This window comes from Paralysiella testudinis, assembly GCF_016894345.1.
Lineage (GTDB): Bacteria > Pseudomonadota > Gammaproteobacteria > Burkholderiales > Neisseriaceae > Paralysiella > Paralysiella testudinis.
Genome location: NZ_CP069798.1, coordinates 69,599 through 90,418, shown reverse-complemented (window position 1 = coordinate 90,418; position 20,820 = coordinate 69,599). Strand labels below are relative to the sequence as shown.

Sequence of the window (20,820 nt, the reverse complement as noted above, 5' to 3'; positions counted from 1 at the left end):
CACCGGCATTGACAAGGCGGGTAAATTCGGCAACCATGCGCCTGTCAACGTATCAGCCCCTCCGAGCCATGAATAATCAGTTACAGCAATTGGAAACCAGCGTTACCGCCTTGGTGGCGCAATTTAAAACCTTAATGGGCGAAAAACAGGCTTTGGCCGATGATGGGCAGCGTTTGCGCGAGCAACAACAACGCTTGTTGCAGGAATTCGATGCCGACAAAACCGCGCTGGTGCAACAATACGAATTGCAGATTTTGAATCTGGAACAAAGCTTGCAGCAAGTGATTGATGCGCTGAGGCTGGAAAATGAGCAATACCGGCAAATGTTGCAGCAGTCGGCGCAAGACATCAACACATTGTTGCGCCGTTTGCCCGCCGATTCGGTGCAGGAGGTGGCGTAATGCAGATTCAACAAGTGCAAGTGGATATTTTGGGGCGTCAATTCAATATCGGCACCCCCGCATCCGAACACGACACGCTGGTGCAGGCCGTGCACATGCTGAATGACAAAATCGCCGCCATTCAAAGCTCCGGACGCATTGTGGAAACCGATAAAATCGTGATTATGGCCGCTTTAAACCTTACCCATGATTTGCTGAAATTAACCGTACAAGATGATTTGGCAATTGGCGAGTTTGAGCGTAAAATAAGTGCCATGGTTCAGTGCTGCGATGAAGCAGTGGCGCAGGCACAAAGCCAAACAGTTTGAATTCCCCTGCGGTGTTCGAAAGGGCAGATATTCCTTTGAACCAATAGTTCGCTTTAACGGCGGCAAAGTCGATGGTGGGTGTGCGCGTCCCTCTGCGGATGTACCCGAAGCCGTTTCATGCTGCCGGCCTTGTCTTCAAGGTTCAAGCGGATGGAGCCCAAACGGCACAGGCGGGGGAACCCATTACACGGGCTGCATTTCCTAGGGGATGCAGCCCGTATTGCTTTGTTGGTGATGCTGGTTTTAAGCTTGAACAATATTTTTTGCTATAAGTGTAATTGAGACACCGTCATTCCGGCGCAAGCCGGAATCCATTGGATTTAAAATGGATTGATAACCGATGGCCTTTCACCAAGCGGGAGCTGTGTATGAACGACCCCAACAACCCCTTTGCTGCTTGGCAGCAATTTTGGCAGCAAGCGCCAACGCAGGCCTTGCCGTTTTTACCGCCCACTTCGCTGGCCGAAGTGGAAAAACGCATTGCCGATTTGGACAGCGTGGAGATGTGGCTTAATTTCCAGCTGCAGGCGGTGCAAACGCAAAAAGCATTGCTGCAACAGCAAAAGGTTTTTTTCGAATCGTTTGCCGAAAAACCTTAAAAATCTTAGGCAAACTTTCTATTGTCTTTATCAACCGCTTTCAGGCAGCCTAAGATGGACTGATTTTTTTCAGGCTGCCTGAAAGCGGCGTGAGTATTTATGTCTGATTTGAATTACATCCCCCTGCGCCTGCACACTGAGTTTTCGATTGAAGACGGCATGGTGCGGATTAAAGATGCGGTCAAGCGGGCGGCACAATACGGTTTGCCGGCCTTAGGCATCAGCGACCTGATGAATGTGTTCGGCATGGTCAAGTTTTACAAGGCTTGCCGCAGCGCGGGCATCAAGCCGATTGTGGCGGCCGATGTGTGGCTGGAAAACCCAGCGCAGCCGGACAAACCTTTCCGCCTGCTGCTGATTGCCCGTCACAGCCAAGGCTATTTGCGCCTAAGCGAGCTGCTCACGCAAGCTTATGTGGGCGCAGACAAAGACACTCAGCAAGCCCAGCTCAAGCAGGCATGGCTGGCCGAAGGCGATAACAGCGGCTTAATTTGTCTCTCCGGGGCGCAATACGGCGAAATCGGCCAAGCTTTGCTCAACGGCCATGCCGACGAAGCCCGCGCCGCCGCCGAAAAATACCACACTTGGTTTGGCGACGGTTTTTATCTGGAGCTGCAAAGGCTGCCTGAAAAGCCGGAATGGGAAACCGCGGTGGCCGGCAGCCTGCAATTGGCGGCGGCCTTGGATTTGCCTGTGGTGGCCACTCATCCAACCCAATTTTTGGATGGCGACGACTTCCAAGCACACGAAGCGCGGGTGTGCATTGCCGCAGGCTATGTGCTGGCCGACAAACGCCGCCCACACGATTTTACCCCCAGCCAATATTTCGCCACGCCTGCAGAAATGGCCGCGCGTTTTGCCGATATTCCCGCCGCGCTGGCCAACAGCGTGGAAATTGCCAAGCGCTGCAACCTCACCGTTACCTTGGGCAAGAATTTCTTGCCCGACTTCCCTACGCCCGCGGGCATGAGCCTGAACGATTACTTGGTGCACTTGGCCAATGAAGGCTTGGCCGAACGCATGGCCTTGCTGTATCCGGATGAAGCCGAGCGTGCGCAAAGGCTGCCTGAATACCAAGCGCGGCTGGATTTTGAGCTCAACACCATTATCCAAATGGGCTTTCCCGGCTATTTCCTGATTGTGGCCGACTTTATCAACTGGGCCAAAAACAACGGCTGCCCGGTGGGGCCGGGGCGCGGCTCCGGTGCCGGCTCGCTGGTGGCGTATGCGCTGAAAATCACCGATTTGGATCCGCTGCAATACGCTTTGCTGTTCGAGCGCTTTTTGAATCCGGAGCGCGTGTCGATGCCCGACTTCGACATCGACTTTTGCCAGGAAAACCGTGGCCGCGTGATTCAATATGTGCGCCAAAAATACGGCGTGGCGGCAGTGAGCCAGATTGTGACCTTCGGCACCTTGTCGAGCAAGGCAGTGGTGCGCGATGTGGGGCGGGTGCTCGATTTGCCGTTTGGCTTGTGCGATAAATTATCCAAGCTGATTCCGGTGGAGCAAAACAAACCCTTGGGGCTGGACAAAGCACTGGAAGCCGAGCCGCAGATTGGCCAATTATTGGCGGCAGAAGAAGCCGAAGAGCTGATGGTGTTGGCCAAAAAACTCGAAGACCTCACCCGCGGCCTTGGTATGCACGCGGGCGGCGTGCTGATTGCGCCGGGCAAAATTGCCGATTTCTGCCCGGTGTATCAGGCACAGGGCGACGATGCCTCACCGGTGTCGATGTTTGATAAAGACGACGTTGAACAAATCGGCTTGGTGAAGTTCGACTTTTTGGGCTTGCGCAACCTCACCATCATCGAAATGGCGCAGAATTTTATCCGTCAAACCCGCGGCGAGCAGGTGGATGTGGCGCATATCCCGCTGGACGATGCCGCCACCTATGCGCATATTTTTGCCAAGGGCAACACCACCGCCGTATTCCAGTTTGAGTCGGCGGGGATGAAAAAAATGCTCACCCAAGCACGTCCCAGCCAGTTTGAGGAAATCATCGCCTTTGTGTCGCTCTACCGCCCCGGGCCGATGGATCTGATTCCCGACTTCACCCGCCGCATGCACGGCGAGCAATTTGAATACCTGCATCCGCTGCTGGCGCCGGTGCTTGAGCCCACCTACGGCATTATGGTGTATCAGGAGCAGGTGATGCAGGCGGCGCAGGTGATTGGCGGCTATACATTGGGCGGTGCCGATTTGCTGCGCCGTGCCATGGGTAAGAAAAAAGTGGAAGAAATGGTGCAGCAGCGCGCCACTTTTGTGGCCGGTGCCGCCGCCAAAGGCATCAACGAAGCCAAAGCCAACGAAATTTTCGACTATATGGAAAAATTCGCCGGCTACGGTTTCAACAAATCGCACGCCGCCGCCTATGCGCTGGTGGCCTACCAAACCGCTTGGCTCAAACAGCATTATCCGGCCGAATTTATGGCCGCCACCATGTCGAGCGAATTGGACAACACCGACCAGCTCAAAATCTTCTATGACGACGCGGTGGAAAACCGCATCACCTTTTTGCCGCCCAGCGTGAACGAATCACACTATCGCTTTACGCCGGTGGGGCAAATGCAAATCCGTTATGCGCTGGGTGCCATTAAAGGCACCGGCGAAGGCGCGGTGGAAGCGATTGTGGCCGCGCGCGAAAGCGGTGGCGCATTCGCCAGCCTGTTTGATTTTTGCCAACGCGTGGGCAAAGCCCATTTAAACAAACGCACCGTGGAAGCGCTGGTGCGTGCCGGTGCGTTTGATGAAATCGAGCCCAACCGCGCCTTGTTGTTGGCCAATATCGGCCTGGCAATGGAACACGCCGATCAATTGGCCGCCAATGCCAATCAAGGCGGCTTGTTTGACTTTGTGGAAGACGCCATTGCACCGGTGGAAATGATGCCGGTGGCCGCGTGGTCGCAATCGCTGCTCTTGGCGGAAGAAAAACAGGCCATGGGCTTTTATTTTTCCAGCCATCCGTTTGCGCCCTATGCCGCTGAAGTGCGCGCCTTTGCCACCAAAACACTGGGCAGCCTGAAAGCGGCCGAATACAAACAATGGGTGGCCGGTTTTGTTACCAGCGTGCGCTACATTATGGGCAAACGCGGCAAATTTGCGGTGCTGCTGCTGGAAGACGGCGGCGACAAAGTAGAAGTGGTGGTGGCCGGGGTGGTGCTGGAGCAATACGCCGAGGTGCTCAAGGCCGATCAAGTGCTGCTGTTGGAATGCAAAGTGGCGGTGGACGACTACAACGGCGGCGAAGGCCTGCGTATCACCGCCGATGCGGTTTACACCTTGGCCGGTGCGCGCGAGCGCTTTGCCCGCCATTTACACCTGCATCTGCACCACGAACACAATATTGATGCGCTGGCCGCCTTGTTACAAGAACACAAAACCCAAGGCGAACGGCGTGTGCCGCTAAAGCTGTGCTACGAAAACGCCCATGCCTACGGCGAATTGAAACCGGCTAATGGCTGGCAAATTGCCTTAAGCGAGCCTTTATTGCAGGCCTTAGGCGACTTATTGGGCGAACATGCCGTGAGTGTGGGCTGGTAAATGTACACCGCCAATCCGGATACAGCGCCCGGCCTGCTTTCTGCATGTGCCACACCAAGGCTGCCTGAAAACAACTTACTGCCATGGCCGCAGCCGTCGGGCGAGTGGGTGGTGTATCTGCTGCGCTGCCGCAACGGCAGCCTTTATTGCGGCATCAGCAATCAGCCGTTGCGGCGCTGGCAGGCGCATTGCCAAGGCAAAGGCGCGCGTTACACCCGTATGCACCCGCCGGTGGAAATGCGCCTAGTGGCCTGCGGCCTCACCGCCGCTGCCGCTGCCCGCTGCGAAAACCGCTTAAAGCAATGGCCTGCGGCGCGTAAACAGATATTGTGGGGGCTACTGCCGTTGTTTCAGGCAGCCTAGGGTTTGTTGTGGTGCATAGTAAATAATCCAGTCGCCCGCCGACACACGCCGCAGCCTTGCTGTGATTCAATTGCATAAAGCCACCGACCACACCGAGCGCCACATGGTCGGCAGAGGCGACCCCTAAACCACCATCAGGCTGCTGCGCCAGCCAGCGGGTGGCAAACACCAGCGCTTTCATTTCTTTTGCATCCAACCTCAAGGGCGGCAGTAGAAAATCCTGCTTCAATGCCTGCTTCACCACGGATATCGGCACCTTGCTGGCGTAAGGTTTCAATATCGCGATAACGCCGTAGCACTTTGTTATACCAATCTACAAAATAAGATAACAAGGCGGCGAGCCGCAGACAGTACACCTAGTACGGAACAGAGTTTGTTGGTGCTTTAGCGCCTTACAAAATCGTTCTCTTCGAGCTAAGGCGAGCCAACGCAGTTAGGTTATTTTGTAGAATTGGTATTATGCATTGCACTATATATTTGTAGAATAAATCACTTGAGATATTTTAGGCTTAATATGATGTTGGTAAAAAGGCTGCCTGAAACGATTTCAGGCAGCCTTTGATTTAAACAGCGAAATAATTAAGCGATGCGTTCGATTTTGGCGCCCACGCCGCCCAATTTTTGCTCGATGTTTTCGTAGCCGCGATCCAAGTGGTAGATGCGCTCTACAATGGTGTCGCCATCGGCCACCAAGCCGGCAATCACCAGGCTGGCAGAAGCGCGCAGGTCGGTGGCCATTACGGTGGCGCCGGAGAGTTTGGCCACGCCTTTTACGATGGCGGTATTGCCTTCGGCGCTGATGTTGGCGCCCATGCGGTTTAGCTCCGGCACGTGCATAAAGCGGTTTTCAAAAATGGTTTCCACCACTTTGCCGCTGCCTTCGGCAATGGCGTTCATGGCCATAAATTGTGCCTGCATATCGGTGGGAAACGCCGGATAGGGCAGGGTGCGGATGTCGACCGCACGCGGGCGTTGTTGCATGTCGATGGCAATCCAGTCGTCGCCCGCTTCGATAATGGCTCCGGCTTCGCTGAGTTTGTCGAGTACGGCCTGCATGGTTTTTGGCGCGGCGCGGCGCAGCACCACTTTGCCGCCGGCCATGGCCACGGCACACAAAAAGGTGCCCGCTTCAATGCGGTCGGGCACCACGGCATGGGTGGTGCCGGAGAGGCGCTCCACGCCTTCAATGGTGAGTGTTGGGGTGCCGATGCCTTGGATGCGGGCGCCCATTTTCACCAGGCAGTCGGCCAAATCGGTGACTTCCGGCTCCATGGCGGCATTTTCCAGCACGGTGGTGCCGTCGGCCAGCACGGCGGCCATCAGCAGGTTTTCAGTGCCGGTAACGGTAACCATGTCCATCACAATGTGTGCGCCTTTAAGGCGTTTGGCGCGCGCTTTCACATAGCCGTGTTCAATCACGATTTCCGCGCCCATGGCTTCCAAGCCTTTGAGGTGTTGGTCGACCGGGCGCGAGCCGATGGCGCAACCGCCGGGTAGGCTCACTTGGGCTTCGCCGAAATGCGCCAGTGTGGGACCGAGCACCAGAATGGAGGCGCGCATGGTTTTGACCAGCTCGTACGGGGCGCAGGTGTTGTTGAGGCTGCCGCAGTTGATTTCGAATTCATGCACATTGTCGGTGAGCACGCGCGCGCCCATGCCTTGCAGCAGCTTTTGCGTGGTTTTAACGTCGCGCAGCATGGGCACATTGGTGAGACGCAGGGTGTCTTTGGTGAGTAAGGCCGCGCACATTAGCGGCAGGGCGGCATTTTTGGCGCCGGATACGGTGATTTCACCGTTTAAAGGGCCGTTGCCGGTGATTTTGAGTTTGTCCATAGGATGAGGGTTCCTGTGAGGCAGTACGAGGATGCCCCATGCAGATTGGTCGGATGGCTTTGCCCGTTGCTGATGGGTAATTGATGGGGTGTCGGATATGCAGCGGGCAAAAAGGGCATTATATAGTGAATGAGCCCACTTGTTCCATTTCTTGGCGCGACCTAATCTAGCCGCCAAGCCAGCGCATAGTCAGTAGGAATGCGCACGCGCTGAAACCGAACAGGATGACCAAGAGGGGAATCAATTGTATCAACAGCCACAACAAGTTGAAGGTGACCGGAGCCTCTGGTTTCCAGCTGTAGCGAAGGCGGTGGATGATGAGTGTGGCCACGCCGCCGCCCAAGGTGATGACAATTCAGTATATGATCGAATCAGTCTCTTTAGTCTCTCCGCCACCCGAGGCATAGTGTCCCAGCAGCAGGCTGCAAAGTAGCCAAATGCCCAGCCAAACCACTATGGTGAGCCATCGGAATTTGGCAGCCTGTTGCTGCTGCCGGGCGGATTCGGGGCGTACGCGGGATGAGTTGGGTGTGTCGGTCATGGTTACCCTGCCTGCGTCTGTTCAGGTAGCCTGAAAACAGTTCAGTGCTGATGTTTGGCGGCCCATTCGGCCGGTGTGGCGGCAGTGCTGATCGACAGGGCATGCAATTCGTTGCTGGCGATTTTGTCGGCCAGGCCGTCTTTAATCAGACGGTGGCGTGCCAGCCGTGCTTTGCCTTCAAAGGCGGAAGAAACGATGTGGGCAAAAAAATGGTGGCCGTCGCCTTCCACTTCGATGTGTTCGGCGGCCACAACGCTGGCAATCATGGCTTTAACTTGTTCGGTGCTGAGCATGGTGTTCTTTCGTAAAAAGGTTTCAGGCAGCCTTTTGTTTAAAGGCTACCTGAAAATCAGCTGCGTAATTTATAGCCAGATTTTAACACGGCATGGATGGCGATGCTCAACACAATAAAGCTGCTGCCCACAATCGCCAACGACAGCCACGGCGATACGTCGCTGGCACCGAAAAAGCCGTAGCGAAAGCCGTCTATCATGTAAAACACCGGGTTGGCGTGGCTGATGGCGCGCCAAAACGGCGGCAGTGAGTTGATGGAATAAAACACGCCCGATAAAAAGGTGAGCGGCATAATCAGAAAATTCTGGAACGCGGCCAGTTGGTCGAATTTTTCGGCCACAATGCCCGCCAGCAGGCCGAACACGGCCATAATGCCGCAGCCGAGCAAGGCAAACATCACAATCCACAATACGTTGTGCGGCATGGGCAGGCCGAACCAGGCGGTTACCGCCAGCACGCCCGCGCCCACGACCAAGCCGCGCACCACGGCGGCGGCCACGTAAGCGCCGAAAAACGCCTGGCTGGATAGCGGCGGCAGCAAAATAAACACCAGATTGCCGGTGATGCGCGATTGAATCAGGCTGGAAGAGGCGTTGGCAAAGGCGTTTTGCGTCATCGACATCATCGCCAGGCCGGGAATCAGAAAAGCGGTGTAGCTCACGCCGGGCAATACGTCAGTGTGGCCACGCATGACGTGTGAAAAAATCAATTGATACAGCAAGGCGGTGAGAATGGGGGCAGACAAGGTTTGAAAGCCCACTTTCCAAAACCGCAGCACTTCTTTTTTAAACAGGGTGTAAAAGCCGGTGAAATTCATGCCGCGCCCTCCGCGTGGTCGCTGGTGAGGCGCAGGAATACGTCTTCCAAATCGGTTTCCAGCAAGCTCATGCTTTTGATGTTGATGCCGTCGAATTTGAGCGCTTGCAGCACAAAGGCCAATTCGCCATAGTCGGCCAATTTGAGGGTGTGTTGGTCGCCATCGCTGCTGAGCAAGCAGCGGTGCAGGCTTTCAGGCAGCCTATTGTCGAGGGTGAGCGCCAGGCGCAGGCCGGTGTCGGATTTGAGCAGGTTGGCGGTGCTGTCCAGCGCCACCAAGCGGCCGTGTTTCATCATGGCGATGCGGCTGCACAGGCTTTGCGCTTCTTCCAGATAATGGGTGGTGAGGATGATGGTGTGGCCTTGGCGGTTGAGTGATTCGATAAATTGCCACAGGCTTTGGCGCAATTCCACATCCACTCCGGCGGTGGGCTCGTCTAGTACGATTACCGGCGGGCGGTGCACCAAGGCTTGTGCCACCATTACCCGCCGTTTCATGCCGCCGGAAAGTTCGCGCGTGTTGGTGTCGGCTTTGTCGGCCAAGCCTAGGCGGGTGATGATTTCGTCTATCCAGGCATCGTTGTTTTTGATGCCGAAATAGCCGGATTGAAACTGCAGCGCTTCACGCACCGAAAAAAACGGGTCGAACACCAGTTCTTGCGGCACCACGCCCAAACTCATGCGCGCGGCGTAGGCATCGCGGCGCACATCGTGGCCGTTGACGGCAATTTGGCCGGAGGTGAGGCGGCTCAAACCGGCCATGGCCGAAATCAAGGTGGTTTTGCCGGCGCCGTTGGGGCCGAGCAGGCCGAAAAACTCACCGGCAGCCACGGTGAAACTGACGTCGTTGAGCGCAGTAAAGCCGTTGGCATAGGTTTTGACCGCATGGTCGATAACAAGGGCGGGTGTGGTCATGGTTGTTTAAGGGTGTGTGGGTGAGGCTGCCTGAAAGCCGGAATGGCCTGTGAACAGGCGCTAATGGCGCGGATGCAGGTCGTCTTCTTGCGGGCTGTCTTCTGCGGCGGCTACTGTATAGTCTTCTGCCGCCCATGCGCCCAAATCAATCAATTTGCAGCGTTGGCTGCAAAACGGGCGCTGGCGGTTTTCAGGCAGCCAAGCCACGTCTTTGCCGCAGGTGGGGCAGGTGACGGTGAGCGGTTTGGTGGTGGGTGGCATCAGCGAATCACCGGGTCGAAGCTGCACATAATCAGCTGAAAGGGAATCTGACCTTCCAGCGCCTTGCCGCGCGCCTGTTGTTGCGAGGCTTGCAGAAAACGGATGTGGGTGAAGTATTTATTGGCCGACACTTCCGGCAAGGCAGCATGTGCCAGTGCCACATCAATGGCCAACAAATGGATGTTTTGTGCCAGGCTGTTGTGCTGATAGCTGCCGCCACTGGTTTCGCAAGCCACCACCCAACTGTTGCTGCGCAAAATGTGCAGCAACAGGTAGATGGCTTCATAGGTGGGCAGCAGGCTCTGTATCCACTGGTGTAGCTGTTGCTGCCGTGTCTCGGTGCCCAGTTGTTGCCAATAAAAATAGGACGGCAAATCAAACGGGCTGGTGCCCCCGGGCACCAACATGCGCTGTTTGATGGCCATCAGCCATTCGTTTTCACGCAGGTGTTGGCCGAATTTCTGGTGCACATTGTGCAGATTTTGGGTGGCCGTTTGCAAGGCATCCAAGCGGGCTTGCTGTTGTTCGGCGCTCCATTGCGGATATTGATCCACCAAGGTTTTTTGCCGTTCCAGCTCTTGCAAAATATCCAGCTTCAATTCGGCACGCGCCGCTGCTTCCATGATTTCAAACAGGGTAAACAGGGCAGTGTGGTGGGCGCAGGCTTCATTGCTGTTGCTGGTGTCGCGAAAGCGGGCAAACAAATGCTCCAAGCGTAAAAAATTGCGGATGCGCTCGGAGAGGGGGTGTTCGTAACGGATGTGGTCGGTCATGGCTGGCTTAGGGCAGTATAGTATTGGTGCAGTTGGTCGACAGCGGTGTGCAGTGCGGATAAGTCGCCGTGGTTGGTCAAGACATCGTCGGCAATGGCCAAGCGCTGTTGACGGCTGGCTTGCTGCGCCATAATGGTGGCCACGGCGGCATCGCTTAATTGGCTGCGTTGCTTGACCCGCTCGATTTGCAAAGGTTCCGCTACGTCCAGCACCAGAATGCGCTGTACCAATTGCCGGAAGCGGGGGATTTCGGTGAGCAGCGGTATTTCTACCACGCCGTAGCCGTGCGGCAAGGCGGTGTGTTGTTGGGCTGCCTGAATGGCATCGAAAATCAGCGGGTGCAGCAGGCTTTCCAGCTGCTGTTTTTGTGTTGCATCGGCAAAAACACGTTGACGCAGCGCGGCGCGATTCAGTTGGCCGGTGGCAGCAAAAACGGCATCACCCCAATGGGCGCGAATGGCGGGCAGGGCGGCGCCATTGGCTGCGGTGAGGTTGTGGGCAATCGCATCAGCGTCTAACACCGGCACGCCATGAGAGGCAAACCGCGCCGCCACGGTAGATTTACCGCTGCCGATGCCGCCGGTAAGCCCCACCCACAGCGTCATGCCAAGCCTGCGGAGTGCAGCCACCACTGGATGGCTTGCTTAATCGGCTCATTGGCCACAAACACAATCCAGCCGGCAACCGCCAGCGCCGGGCCGAAGGCCATTGGTTGGTTGCGTGCCACTTTGAGGATAATCGAAGCCACAATCCCCACCAGCGCCGCCATCAACACAATCACCGGTAAAGTGGCGGCACCCAGCCAAGCACCCAATGCGGCCAAAAGCTTAAAGTCGCCATAGCCCATGCCGTCTTTGCCGGTGAGCAGTTTAAATAGCCAAAACAGCGACCATAAACTCAAATAGCCCAATACCGCGCCCAGCACTGCTTGCGTTAAAGGCACAAAGCCTAGCCATAAATTAAACAGCAAGCCCAGCCAAATAAGCGGCAGGGTGAGCTGATCCGGCAGTAACTGGGTGTCAACATCAATAAAGGTGAGCGCCAGCAACACGGCGGTGAACAGCAAGCCCATCCACGCGGTTTCATTCCAGCCGAAACGCCACACCACCACTGCGAATGCGGTCGCAGTAAGAATTTCTACCAGTGGATAGCGCCAAGAAATCGGTGTGTGACAACTATGGCAGCGGGCTTTGAGCAGCAAAAAGCTCAGTACCGGAATGTTTTGCCACGGTTTCACCGGCGCATGACAATGCGGGCAGGCCGAAGCGGGTACGAGTAGATTAAAGCGTTGCTCGTCATCAGTGTCGGGCGGCAAAGCCAGCACTGCTCGTGCCTCACGCCGCCAGCCGCGCTCCAGCATAATGGGTAGGCGGTACACCACCACATTCAAAAAACTGCCCACCACCAAACCCAATAGGGCGGCTAAAGCAATATACAAAACGGTATCGGACATGATTGTTTTTCTTTAATAACACAGGTTTCAGGCAGCCTAGCCGACCACATTGCCCAAGTTGAATAGCGGCAAGTACATGGCCACCAAAATTACGCCGATAATACCGCCCAATACCACCATAATGATGGGTTCCATCAGTGAAGACAGCTGCGACACCGCATTGTCCACCTCGTCTTCATAAAATTCGGCCGCCTTATTCAGCATATCGTCCAGCGCGCCCGACTCTTCGCCGATGGAGGCCATCTGCACCATCATATTGGGAAACAAATCGGTGGCCACCATACCGGATGTCAGCGAAATACCTTGGTTAACCTTGCTGCGGATTTCCTGGGTGGCTTCTTCGTAAATAATATTGCCAGAAGCGCCGGCCACCGAATCCAGCACTTCCACCAGCGGCACCCCGGCGGCAAACAATGTAGAGGTGGTGCGCGCCCAGCGTGCAATGGTGGCCTTGCGTACAATGCCGCCGAAAATCGGCATTTTCAGCAATAGGGCATCCACCCGTTTTTGCAGCTTGGGCGAGCGTTGCAGCCATTGGTAAAAGCCCACCACTGCACCGATTAGGCCGATAATCACCAGCCAGCCGTAGGCCACGAAAAAGTCGGAAATATTCATCATAAACTGAGTGAGTGCCGGCAAGGCCACCCCCATGCCGTCATACACCTTGCCAAACTCGGGCAGTACAAACATCATCATCACAATCACCAGCGCAATCGCCACCACCACTACGGCTGCCGGATAGGTGAGTGCACTTTTCACTTTTTTCTTAATGGCTTGGGTTTTTTCTTTGTAGGTGGCCAGCTTGTCCAGCAAGCTTTCCAGTACGCCGCCTGCTTCGCCGGCACGCACCAGATTGCTGTAAAAGCGGTCGAAATACTTGGGGTGTTTGGCAAAGGCATCGGCCATAGAGGTACCTTGCTCGATGTCGCCGCGGATGTCCATCAGCAGCTTGGTCATCGAGGCATTGGCGTGCCCTTTGGCCACAATATCAAACGCCTGCATCAAGGGCAAACCGGCCTTCATCATGGTGGCCAGTTGGCGGGTAAACACGGTGATGTCGGCCTGGGTGATGCGTTTTTGGCGGCTGACCTTCATTTTGGTGATTTGAATCACCTTGATTTGGCGGCGCGACAATTTCGCACGCGCTTCGGCCTCGTCTTTGGCCACCACTTCGCCGCGCACAATTTGCTCGGTACTCAGGTTTTTTCCCTCAAAACTAAAGCGCTTACCGGTTTGTTTGGGGGTGCTTTTGTTTTTGGTGCTCATGCTGTTCCCTATGCTGTTGTTTTAAAGCTTGTTTGCCCGCAAAAATAAAAAATAAAGGTTTAATCGTTGGTGTGCGCCAAGATTTCTTCCAGCGAGGTGGCGCCCTGCATCACTTTTAATAAACCGGCGCGACGCAAATCGACCATGCCTTCTTTATAGGCTTGGCTGCTGATGTCCACTTCATTGCCGTTGTTCATGATGATGCGTTGCATATTGTCGCTTACCGGCATCACTTCGTACACACCGGCACGGCCTTTATAGCCTTTGCCGCGGCAGCGGTCGCAGCCCACTGGGCGGTACATGGTCCATTCTTTGGCCAAATCTTCATCGGTGAAACCGGCTTTTTTTAGCGCCGGTGTTGGCGGGCGCTCCATTGGTGCTTTGCATGAACACAGGCGGCGCACCAAGCGTTGCGCCATAATCAGGTTCACCGAGCTGGCAATATTAAACGGTGCCACACCCATATTCAACATCCGCGACAAGGTGGCCGGGGCATTGTTGGTGTGCAGGGTGGAGAATACCATGTGGCCGGTTTGGGCGGCTTTAATGGCGATGTCGGCGGTTTCTAGGTCGCGGATCTCGCCCACCATGATGATATCCGGATCTTGGCGTAGAAACGACTTGAGTGCAGCGGCAAAGGTCAGCCCCTGTTTGTCGTTTACATTCACTTGGTTGATGCCGGGCAGGTTAATCTCGGCCGGGTCTTCGGCGGTGGAGATATTCACGCCGTCGGTATTGAGGATATTCAGGCAGGTATAAAGCGATACGGTTTTGCCCGAACCAGTGGGGCCGGTGACCAACACCATGCCGTAGGGGCGGTGGATGGCCTCCAGAATCAGTTGTTTTTGGAAGTCTTCAAAGCCCAGTTGGTCAATGTTCAGCGTGGAGGCATCGGAATTCAAAATCCGCATCACGATTTTTTCGCCAAACAGCGTGGGCAGGGTGCTGACGCGAAAGTCAATGGCCTTAACACCTTTTTGGAATACCAATTGGATACGGCCGTCTTGGGGAATGCGTTTTTCAGAAATATCCATTTTGGCCATCACTTTGATGCGTGAAGCCAGCTGGTTGCGGATGTTCAGCGGCGGGCGCACCACTTCGCGCAATTGTCCGTCAACACGGAAGCGTACCCGTGCACTTTCTTCGTAAAATTCAAAATGGATGTCGGAGGCGCCGGCGGCCAGTGCGTCGCTCAAAATTTTGTAGATAAAGCGTGCCACCGGGCCGTCTTCGGCTTCATCGTCGCCCACGGTAACGGTTTTGCTTTCACCGCCGCCGCTGATTTCGCTGCTGATTTCATCAAGCAAGGTGGAAGATTTTTGGGCGATGCCTTCCATAAGGCTGTTGAGCTGGTCATCGCGCACCACCACCAAATCAACAGTGAGGTTGAGGCTGGCGGCCATTTGTTGGTAGGTTTGAATCTGGGTGGGGTCGGACACCGCCAGAAACAGCCGCCGCCCGCGTTGAAATAAAGGAATGCAGCGATGGGCTTCGATTTGCTTATCACTGAATACCCCGGCCACCATCAGGCTGCTGTTGTATTCATTTAAATCCAGCAGGGGAAAACGGAAGGTTTGCGACAGCAGTTTGGCCAGGCCGTCAGCTTTAATCACGCCCGATTCAAACAATAAGGGTACGATATTCTGCTTTTTGTCCAACGCTTCGCGGTATTTATCGACTTGGTCGGAGCCGATGATTTTATGCTGGTACAAAACGCGTAATAAACCGATGCTCATGGGGCTGTGCTCGTGATGGAAAATACTGGGGTTAATTTAATAATTCAAAATGATGGGCATATGCCGCTGCCCCTTAATTTTGATTCACGGCAAACATTAACACTGCCGTTGCCGATTTTATGCGTTGCGATAATATGCAAATATGGCTTAAATGTTGCGGCTTTTATACCTGCTATGGCCATTTTGTGGTGTTGATTAACGCTGTTTTAACGGATTATAAAGTAAATTTGCTTTTCAGGCAGCCTACTTGAGAAAGATGGCGTGGAAGTTGTGTGGTTTTAAGTGCATACCGCAGCCATGCGTGTTTGGTTGATTTGTTTAATTTTAATTAAACGGCTGATGCGCAGGCTGCCTGAAAATGGGCTGTGGCGATTTTGCACTGGATGAGGTATCAAAACAGGCAGCCTGTGGATGGGTTGGTTTTTAGCTGGCTGGCTGCACGTCACCGGCTTCCCAATAATCGATATACAGCTGCAATTCGATTTGGTTGCGCCATTCGTTGGCCACGGGGCGGTAAACGGTGCGGATGGTGGGTGGCAGGGTGTCGGTGCAGCGGAAAAACAGGGCTTCCACGATGTGGCCGTTTTTACACAAACCGGCTTTCAGGTGTTGGGTACCCACCGGTTTTTGCCACACTACGGTGAATTCGTCGGTAAAGCTGGGCGGGGTAAAGCCTTGGCCCCATACTTGGGCGGCCAGTTGTTGTGCTTGATTCAAGCACAATTGTTCGGTGTCGAGCACGCCGTCGGTGATATAGCATTGGTTTAAGTCGTCGCTATTTAGCCATTCGGCCACCACGGCTTCAAAGGCTGCCTGAAAACGGGGCAGCTTGGCTTCGGCGATGCTTAAACCGGCCGCCATGGCGTGGCCGCCGAATTTGAGGATTAAATCCGGCTCGCGTTTGCTCACCAAATCCAGTGCGTCGCGCAGGTGTAGCGCCGCGATGGAGCGGCCGGAGCCGCGGATTTCGCCGTTGTCGGCGGGGGCGAACACAATCACCGGGCGGTGGAAGCGCTCGCGCAGGCGGCTGGCCACAATGCCCACCACGCCTTGGTGCCAATCATCGCGATAGGCTACTACACTGAACTGGTTGGCGTTGATGTTGTCCAGCCCGGCCAAGGCTTCATCGAGCATGCTGTGCTCGATTTGGCGGCGCTCGCGGTTTAAGGCGTCGAGCTGTGCGGCCAGTGCTTGGGCGCTGGCATCATCCGCAGCCAATAAGCAGGCGATGCCCAAGCTCATGTCGTCTAGGCGCCCCGCGGCGTTGATGCGCGGGCCGATGGCAAAGCCCAAGTCAAACGGCTGTGCCTTACGCCAATCGCGCTTGGCTATATCGAACAAGGCGCGGATGCCGGGGCGCATCAGCCCGGCACGCATGCGTTTGATGCCTTGCGCCACCAAGATGCGGTTGTTGTGATCCAAGCTCACCACATCGGCCACGGTGCCCAGCGCCACCAAGTCCAGTAGCTCGGCCAAATTGGGTTCAGGCAGCCTTGCGTGGAAATGCTGCTGTTGGCGCAAGTGCGCACGCAAGGCCATCAATACATAAAACACCACGCCCACGCCGGCCAGTGATTTGGCGGCAAAGCCGCAGCCGGGCTGGTTGGGGTTGACGATAATACAGTTGGGCAGGGTGTCGCCGGGCAGGTGGTGGTCGGTAATCAATACGTCCAGCCCTAAGGCTTGGGCGTGTGCCACCCCGGCCACGCTGGCAATGCCGTTGTCTACAGTCATGATGAACTGCGCTTGGCGCTCGGCGGCCATTTCGGCCAATTGCGGGGTGAGGCCGTAGCCGTGTTCGAAGCGGTTGGGCACCAGAAAATCCACTTGGGCGCCCATGCGCGCCAAGCCAATCATCGCCACGGCGCAGGCGGTGGCGCCGTCGGCATCGTAGTCGGCCACAATCAAAATGCGCTCTTGGCGGGCAATGGCAAGCGTCAGACGCTCGGTGGCGGCGGTGATGTTTTTTAAATCACCGTAGGGCAGCAGTTGCGTGAGCTTATCGCCCAATTCGGCGGCGGTTTTGACATTGCGGGCGGCACATAAGCGCGCCAGTAAGGGGTCGGTGCCGGCGGCCAACAGCGTTTGGTAGGCATGGTGGTCGGCTTGGCGGATGCGGATTTTGGCGCTCATATGACTCATAACCAAGCTCCCTGAAACACCGGCTGGCGACGCCAAAACGGCGGCAGAGCCGGTTTGCGCACCCACAGGCTGGCGTGTTGGCTGCTGATGCACAGTTGTTTGAGGCTGCCTGAAGCCAAGGCGTGGTGTGCGGGCGTAAACCAGCGTTGATCCCAGTCTTGCAGTTGCGCGGCATAGGTGTGGCCGTCGCCTTGTGCCACCGGCAACATCAGGCTGTCGTCAAACATGACTGTGTGCATGGGGCTGCCTGAAGCGGTGTATTGGTTTTGCAGCTCAGCCCAGTTGGGCGGTAGTGTGTGGCGCAAGGGCAGGCTGTTTTGCGCCCAGCCGGAATCGGTGAGCAGCAAGGTGTGCGGGTCGGCCTCGCCGGGCGCATCACGCCAGCACCACACGCCATTTACCGGCGGGCGGCCGTGTTGTTGACGGGCGTGGTTTAAGGCGTGGCTGTGTAACAGCATTTGTATTTCGGTTTGCGCTTGTAATAAAGTGTTGGCGCCATTGCCGCTGGGTTTGTTGGCGGCATCGAGGTGGCGGTTTAAATCCAGTATCGGTGCAGCTTGCCATTGTGGCGGCTGCGGGCAGCTTACCAGCCATAAATCCGCGCGGTAGGGATAAAAATGCCAATATTGGTCGGCAAAAAAACGGCTCAGCTGCGCACACCAAGCGGCAGCTTCATCGGCTTGAATCGCCAAGGTATTGCCGCTGATGATTTGCGCGCTGTGCATGCCGATGTGTTGATGCATCGGGCTGCACCAAAATGCGGCTTGGCTTTCAGGCAGCCCCAGTGTTTGCAAGCCTTGTTTTAATAAGGAGCCTTGCCATAAAAAACGGCCAAAAAACGTGCTGTTGGCGGCTGCTGCTTGGCTTTGGCTGCGCCCCCAATGCAGCAGGCGGTTAAGGCCGGGGGTGTGTAGCGCAGGCAGTGCGGCTTGAGGATGCGGCCAGACTAAATCGGGCAGGGCAAGGGTGAGCTGTTGCATTGTGCAGTATAAACAGACAGGGCAAAAGAAAGCATTATAGCTTTTATGGGGTGGGTGTAGTGATAAGGGTTTGTTTAACTTAAAAAGGCTGCCTGAAGCTTGATATCGGCGTGAATCAAGGTAATACCAATTCGAAAAAATAAGATAACAAGGCGGCGAGTCGCAGACAGTACAAGTAGTACGGCAAGACGAGCCAACGCAGTTAGGTTATTTTTTCGAATTGGTATAAGTTTCAGGTAGCCTTTTAAGGTGGTGATGCTTAACGGGCTGCAGCTTGTAAGCGTGCGGCCTGGCCGCTTAAGTCCACACCGGCACGGGCGGCGTGTTGAATGGCCTCGTTTACGCTTGTGCCGTGTGCCACCGCATCTAGCGCCCACAAGAGGCAGCAGCGGGTGGCGGTGCGGCAGTAGGCCAGCACCGGTGCATCGGCGGCGGCCACGGCGGTAGCGAAGCGTTCGGCATCGTGGCTGTTGAGGGTGGGGGCGGTAACGGGCTGGTGGATTTGGTGTTCAATGCCCGCTGCGGCTGCCCACGCGGCCACAGTTGCCCAGTTGGGCTGTTGCGGCTCTTCGCCGTCGGGGCGGTTGCCGATAAGGGTGTTGATGCCCAATGCGGCGGCTTCGGCGATGTCGGCGGGGCTAACTTGGGCGCTAACGTAGAGTTTGTCGGTTAAGGGGTACATGGTTTGGCCTTGGGTTAAGAGTTAAGGTGTGGTGGGGTTTAGCCAGTGTTGCAGTGTATCGGCATCGCGGATGCGCAGCAGGGCGGTGTCGGTGTCGGCGGCTTGTACGGTAAGCATGGTTTGTTGCAGCAGGCCGTGGCGGAAATAATGTACGCTGATGCGCTCACCCACGGCCAACCTCGCCCAAGCGGCGGCAAAATCGCGGCAGGCCAATTGGTTCAGGGCTATGATTTCATCGCCGGCGCACAGCCCGGCGGCCTCGGCGCTGCCGCCGTTGAGCACATGAGTCAACTTGATACCGTAAGGGTGCGGGCTGAAGCGGGCGCCAAAGTCGGTGCTGGCAGCGGGCTCGGGCGGCCAAGTGTCTACCACATCGCCGCCGTGGCTGCGCGGCAAGGCTTGCCATTGCAAATCCACGCCCAAGTGTTGCAGGGATTTTGCCAGTGGTAAGGGGGCGGTGGTGTATAAGGCTGCCTGAAAGAAATCGGCCAAATCAATGCCGCTTAAGGTTTGGGCGCGTTGTTGCCATTCGCCTTCGGCCAGTGCTTGGCCATTGGCGGTGTAGTCGGCATACAGGGCTTGCATGATGCTGTCGAGGCTGTGGCGCCCGCCGCTGTGTTGGCGGATATGGCTGTCTAGGCACAGCGCCATCAGCGCACCTTGCTGGTAGTAGCTGACTAAGGCGTTGGGGCTGTTTTCATTTTGTTTGTAGTATTTGGTCCAAGCATTGAAGCTGGCTTCGGCCAAGGTTTGCACTTGCCGCCCGCCGCTTTGTTGCACGCGGGTGAGGTTTTGCGCCAATAGCCGCAAATACTGCGTTGCGCTAATCACGCCGCTGCGCACCAAAAACAGGTCGTCGTAATACGAGGTGATGCCTTCAAAAGCCCATAGCTGCTCGCTGTAGGCTTCGTGGTTTAAGTCGCTTTCGGCAAAGGCTTGCGGTTTGATGGATTTAATATTCCAAGCGTGGAAATACTCGTGGCTGAACAAACCCAATAGACCGATATAGGCATCGCTGCTGCCGTTTGCGCGGGGCAGGCTGTGGCGGTCGGCCAACAGCGCGGTGCTGCTGCGGTGTTCCAGCCCGCCGTAGATGTTGTCGCCTACATGCAACAGGAATACATAGCGCTGAAAAGGCGCGGGGGCGGGGAAAAAAGCCAGTTGGGCGGCACAAATTTTGGCCACGTCGTGTTGCAGGCGCGCGGCATCAAAACCGCCGCTGTGGCCGCTAATCACGATTTCGTGCTCAATGCCGCCCGCGCTGAACGGCAGCCGCATCAGAGTGCCGGTTTCCACCGGGTGGTCAATCAAATCGGCATAAGAGGCTGCCTGAAAAGTATATTTGGCATCGCCTGTGTTCATACTGGTGGCGATGTCCCAATCGCCGGGTAGGTTGTCGATATGCAGGGTGCAAGGTTCGTGTTGGCGCTGATGGTGGCGCAAAAACACGCAAGCACCGTCGAAAAAGCCGCGTTCGCGCGTGAGCCACGCGCCGCGTACCGATAAATCAAAGGCATACACGCGGTATTCGATTGTCCATTCCCCCGGGGTGGCGGTCAGTTGCCAGGTGTTTTTGTCGTTCTGGGTCAGTTGGGCGGGCCGGCCGTTGCCTCGTGCTTCGATGGCCACGATGTGGCGGGCGAATTCCCGAATCATATAGCTGCCGGGCACCCAGTTGGGCAGGCTGAAGGAGATGGTTTCGGTGTCGGTTTGCCGGAAACACAAGCGCACTTGCCAAAGGTGTTGTTCTAGGGAGTAGGGGCTGATGTGGTAATGCAGCATGGTTATCTTTAATAATTGTTAAGTTATGTTGGGCAGAATCAAGCGCGATTGATGTGCGTCAAATCACCGCAGCGGTAAAACCGATATTCTTACAAAAATCCGTTATTGGCAATGGATTCTCTGTGTAAATAA

Annotated in this window: 20 protein-coding genes and 1 other RNA gene; 6 read left to right on the top strand and 15 right to left on the bottom strand. The window is 55.8% G+C overall.

The genetic code is table 11. The annotated features are described in order from the left end of the window. The first annotated feature begins 68 nt into the window (after positions 1–68). From JQU52_RS00435 to JQU52_RS00410, 6 genes are all read left to right on the top strand, one after another. Positions 69–401 carry a hypothetical protein gene (locus JQU52_RS00435; protein ID WP_230339247.1) on the top strand — a complete coding sequence of 111 codons (333 nt, stop codon included), beginning with the start codon at positions 69–71 and terminating at the stop codon, positions 399–401. Next, on the top strand, positions 401–709 hold the full coding sequence (locus JQU52_RS00430; protein WP_230339246.1) for a cell division protein ZapA: 309 nt from the start codon (positions 401–403) through the stop codon (positions 707–709). The genes JQU52_RS00435 and JQU52_RS00430 overlap by 1 nt, the downstream gene beginning before the upstream one ends. Next, positions 710–890, top strand: a non-coding RNA gene (gene ssrS, locus JQU52_RS00425) — 6S RNA. It begins immediately after the preceding gene. A gap of 187 nt (positions 891–1,077) precedes the next feature. Then, positions 1,078–1,308: a PhaM family polyhydroxyalkanoate granule multifunctional regulatory protein gene (locus JQU52_RS00420; RefSeq protein WP_230339245.1), complete on the top strand. Its 231-nt coding sequence runs from the start codon at positions 1,078–1,080 to the stop codon at positions 1,306–1,308. 99 nt (positions 1,309–1,407) lie between these two features. Continuing rightward, complete coding sequence (gene dnaE, locus JQU52_RS00415; RefSeq protein ID WP_230339244.1) at positions 1,408–4,851, top strand: DNA polymerase III subunit alpha; 3,444 nt, start codon at positions 1,408–1,410, stop codon at positions 4,849–4,851. After that, on the top strand, positions 4,852–5,214 hold the full coding sequence (locus tag JQU52_RS00410) for a GIY-YIG nuclease family protein (RefSeq protein ID WP_230339243.1): 363 nt from the start codon (positions 4,852–4,854) through the stop codon (positions 5,212–5,214). It begins immediately after the preceding gene. Positions 5,215–5,348: 134 nt separating this feature from the next. Here JQU52_RS00410 and JQU52_RS00405 read toward each other — a convergent pair whose 3' ends face one another. The 15 genes from JQU52_RS00405 to JQU52_RS00335 all read right to left on the bottom strand — a co-directional run bounded on the left by JQU52_RS00405 (position 5,349) and on the right by JQU52_RS00335 (position 20,688). Continuing rightward, positions 5,349–5,546 (bottom strand): hypothetical protein, encoded by a 198-nt coding sequence (locus JQU52_RS00405; RefSeq protein WP_230339242.1) that lies wholly within the window; start codon positions 5,544–5,546, stop codon positions 5,349–5,351. Between the two features lie 247 nt (positions 5,547–5,793). Continuing rightward, complete coding sequence (gene murA / locus JQU52_RS00400) at positions 5,794–7,047, bottom strand: UDP-N-acetylglucosamine 1-carboxyvinyltransferase (RefSeq protein WP_230339241.1); 1,254 nt, start codon at positions 7,045–7,047, stop codon at positions 5,794–5,796. 582 nt (positions 7,048–7,629) lie between these two features. After that, the gene (locus JQU52_RS00395; protein ID WP_230339240.1) at positions 7,630–7,881 is read right to left on the bottom strand and encodes a BolA family protein; all 252 of its coding nucleotides are present in this window, start codon (positions 7,879–7,881) and stop codon (positions 7,630–7,632) included. A gap of 56 nt (positions 7,882–7,937) precedes the next feature. Continuing rightward, positions 7,938–8,699 (bottom strand): ABC transporter permease, encoded by a 762-nt coding sequence (locus JQU52_RS00390; protein ID WP_230339239.1) that lies wholly within the window; start codon positions 8,697–8,699, stop codon positions 7,938–7,940. Continuing rightward, entirely contained in the window at positions 8,696–9,613 is a 918-nt protein-coding gene (locus tag JQU52_RS00385; RefSeq protein ID WP_230339238.1) for an ABC transporter ATP-binding protein, read from the bottom strand. The genes JQU52_RS00390 and JQU52_RS00385 overlap by 4 nt, the downstream gene beginning before the upstream one ends. Before the next feature lie 60 nt (positions 9,614–9,673). After that, positions 9,674–9,874 (bottom strand): DNA gyrase inhibitor YacG, encoded by a 201-nt coding sequence (yacG, locus tag JQU52_RS00380; RefSeq protein WP_230339237.1) that lies wholly within the window; start codon positions 9,872–9,874, stop codon positions 9,674–9,676. Continuing rightward, positions 9,874–10,647, bottom strand: a complete 774-nt coding sequence (gene zapD, locus JQU52_RS00375; protein ID WP_230339236.1) for a cell division protein ZapD — start codon at positions 10,645–10,647, stop codon at positions 9,874–9,876. The genes yacG and zapD overlap by 1 nt, the downstream gene beginning before the upstream one ends. Beyond that, the gene (gene coaE, locus JQU52_RS00370; protein ID WP_230340615.1) at positions 10,644–11,252 is read right to left on the bottom strand and encodes a dephospho-CoA kinase; all 609 of its coding nucleotides are present in this window, start codon (positions 11,250–11,252) and stop codon (positions 10,644–10,646) included. The genes zapD and coaE overlap by 4 nt, the downstream gene beginning before the upstream one ends. Beyond that, the gene (locus tag JQU52_RS00365) at positions 11,249–12,100 is read right to left on the bottom strand and encodes a prepilin peptidase (RefSeq protein ID WP_230339235.1); all 852 of its coding nucleotides are present in this window, start codon (positions 12,098–12,100) and stop codon (positions 11,249–11,251) included. Before JQU52_RS00365 ends, coaE begins: the two co-directional genes overlap by 4 nt. Before the next feature lie 36 nt (positions 12,101–12,136). Next, positions 12,137–13,366 (bottom strand): type II secretion system F family protein, encoded by a 1,230-nt coding sequence (locus tag JQU52_RS00360; protein WP_230339234.1) that lies wholly within the window; start codon positions 13,364–13,366, stop codon positions 12,137–12,139. A gap of 59 nt (positions 13,367–13,425) precedes the next feature. Then, positions 13,426–15,102: a type IV-A pilus assembly ATPase PilB gene (pilB, locus tag JQU52_RS00355; RefSeq protein WP_230339233.1), complete on the bottom strand. Its 1,677-nt coding sequence runs from the start codon at positions 15,100–15,102 to the stop codon at positions 13,426–13,428. Between the two features lie 423 nt (positions 15,103–15,525). Continuing rightward, positions 15,526–17,235, bottom strand: a complete 1,710-nt coding sequence (gene recJ / locus JQU52_RS00350) for a single-stranded-DNA-specific exonuclease RecJ (protein ID WP_230340614.1) — start codon at positions 17,233–17,235, stop codon at positions 15,526–15,528. A gap of 5 nt (positions 17,236–17,240) precedes the next feature. Beyond that, positions 17,241–18,224, bottom strand: a complete 984-nt coding sequence (locus JQU52_RS00345; protein ID WP_230339232.1) for a hypothetical protein — start codon at positions 18,222–18,224, stop codon at positions 17,241–17,243. A gap of 259 nt (positions 18,225–18,483) precedes the next feature. Then, on the bottom strand, positions 18,484–18,906 hold the full coding sequence (locus JQU52_RS00340; protein ID WP_230339231.1) for a TIGR01244 family sulfur transferase: 423 nt from the start codon (positions 18,904–18,906) through the stop codon (positions 18,484–18,486). Between the two features lie 21 nt (positions 18,907–18,927). After that, a complete protein-coding gene (locus JQU52_RS00335; RefSeq protein WP_230339230.1) occupies positions 18,928–20,688 on the bottom strand; it encodes a M61 family metallopeptidase in 1,761 nt (586 codons plus the stop codon). Between the last annotated feature and the right edge of the window lie 132 nt (positions 20,689–20,820).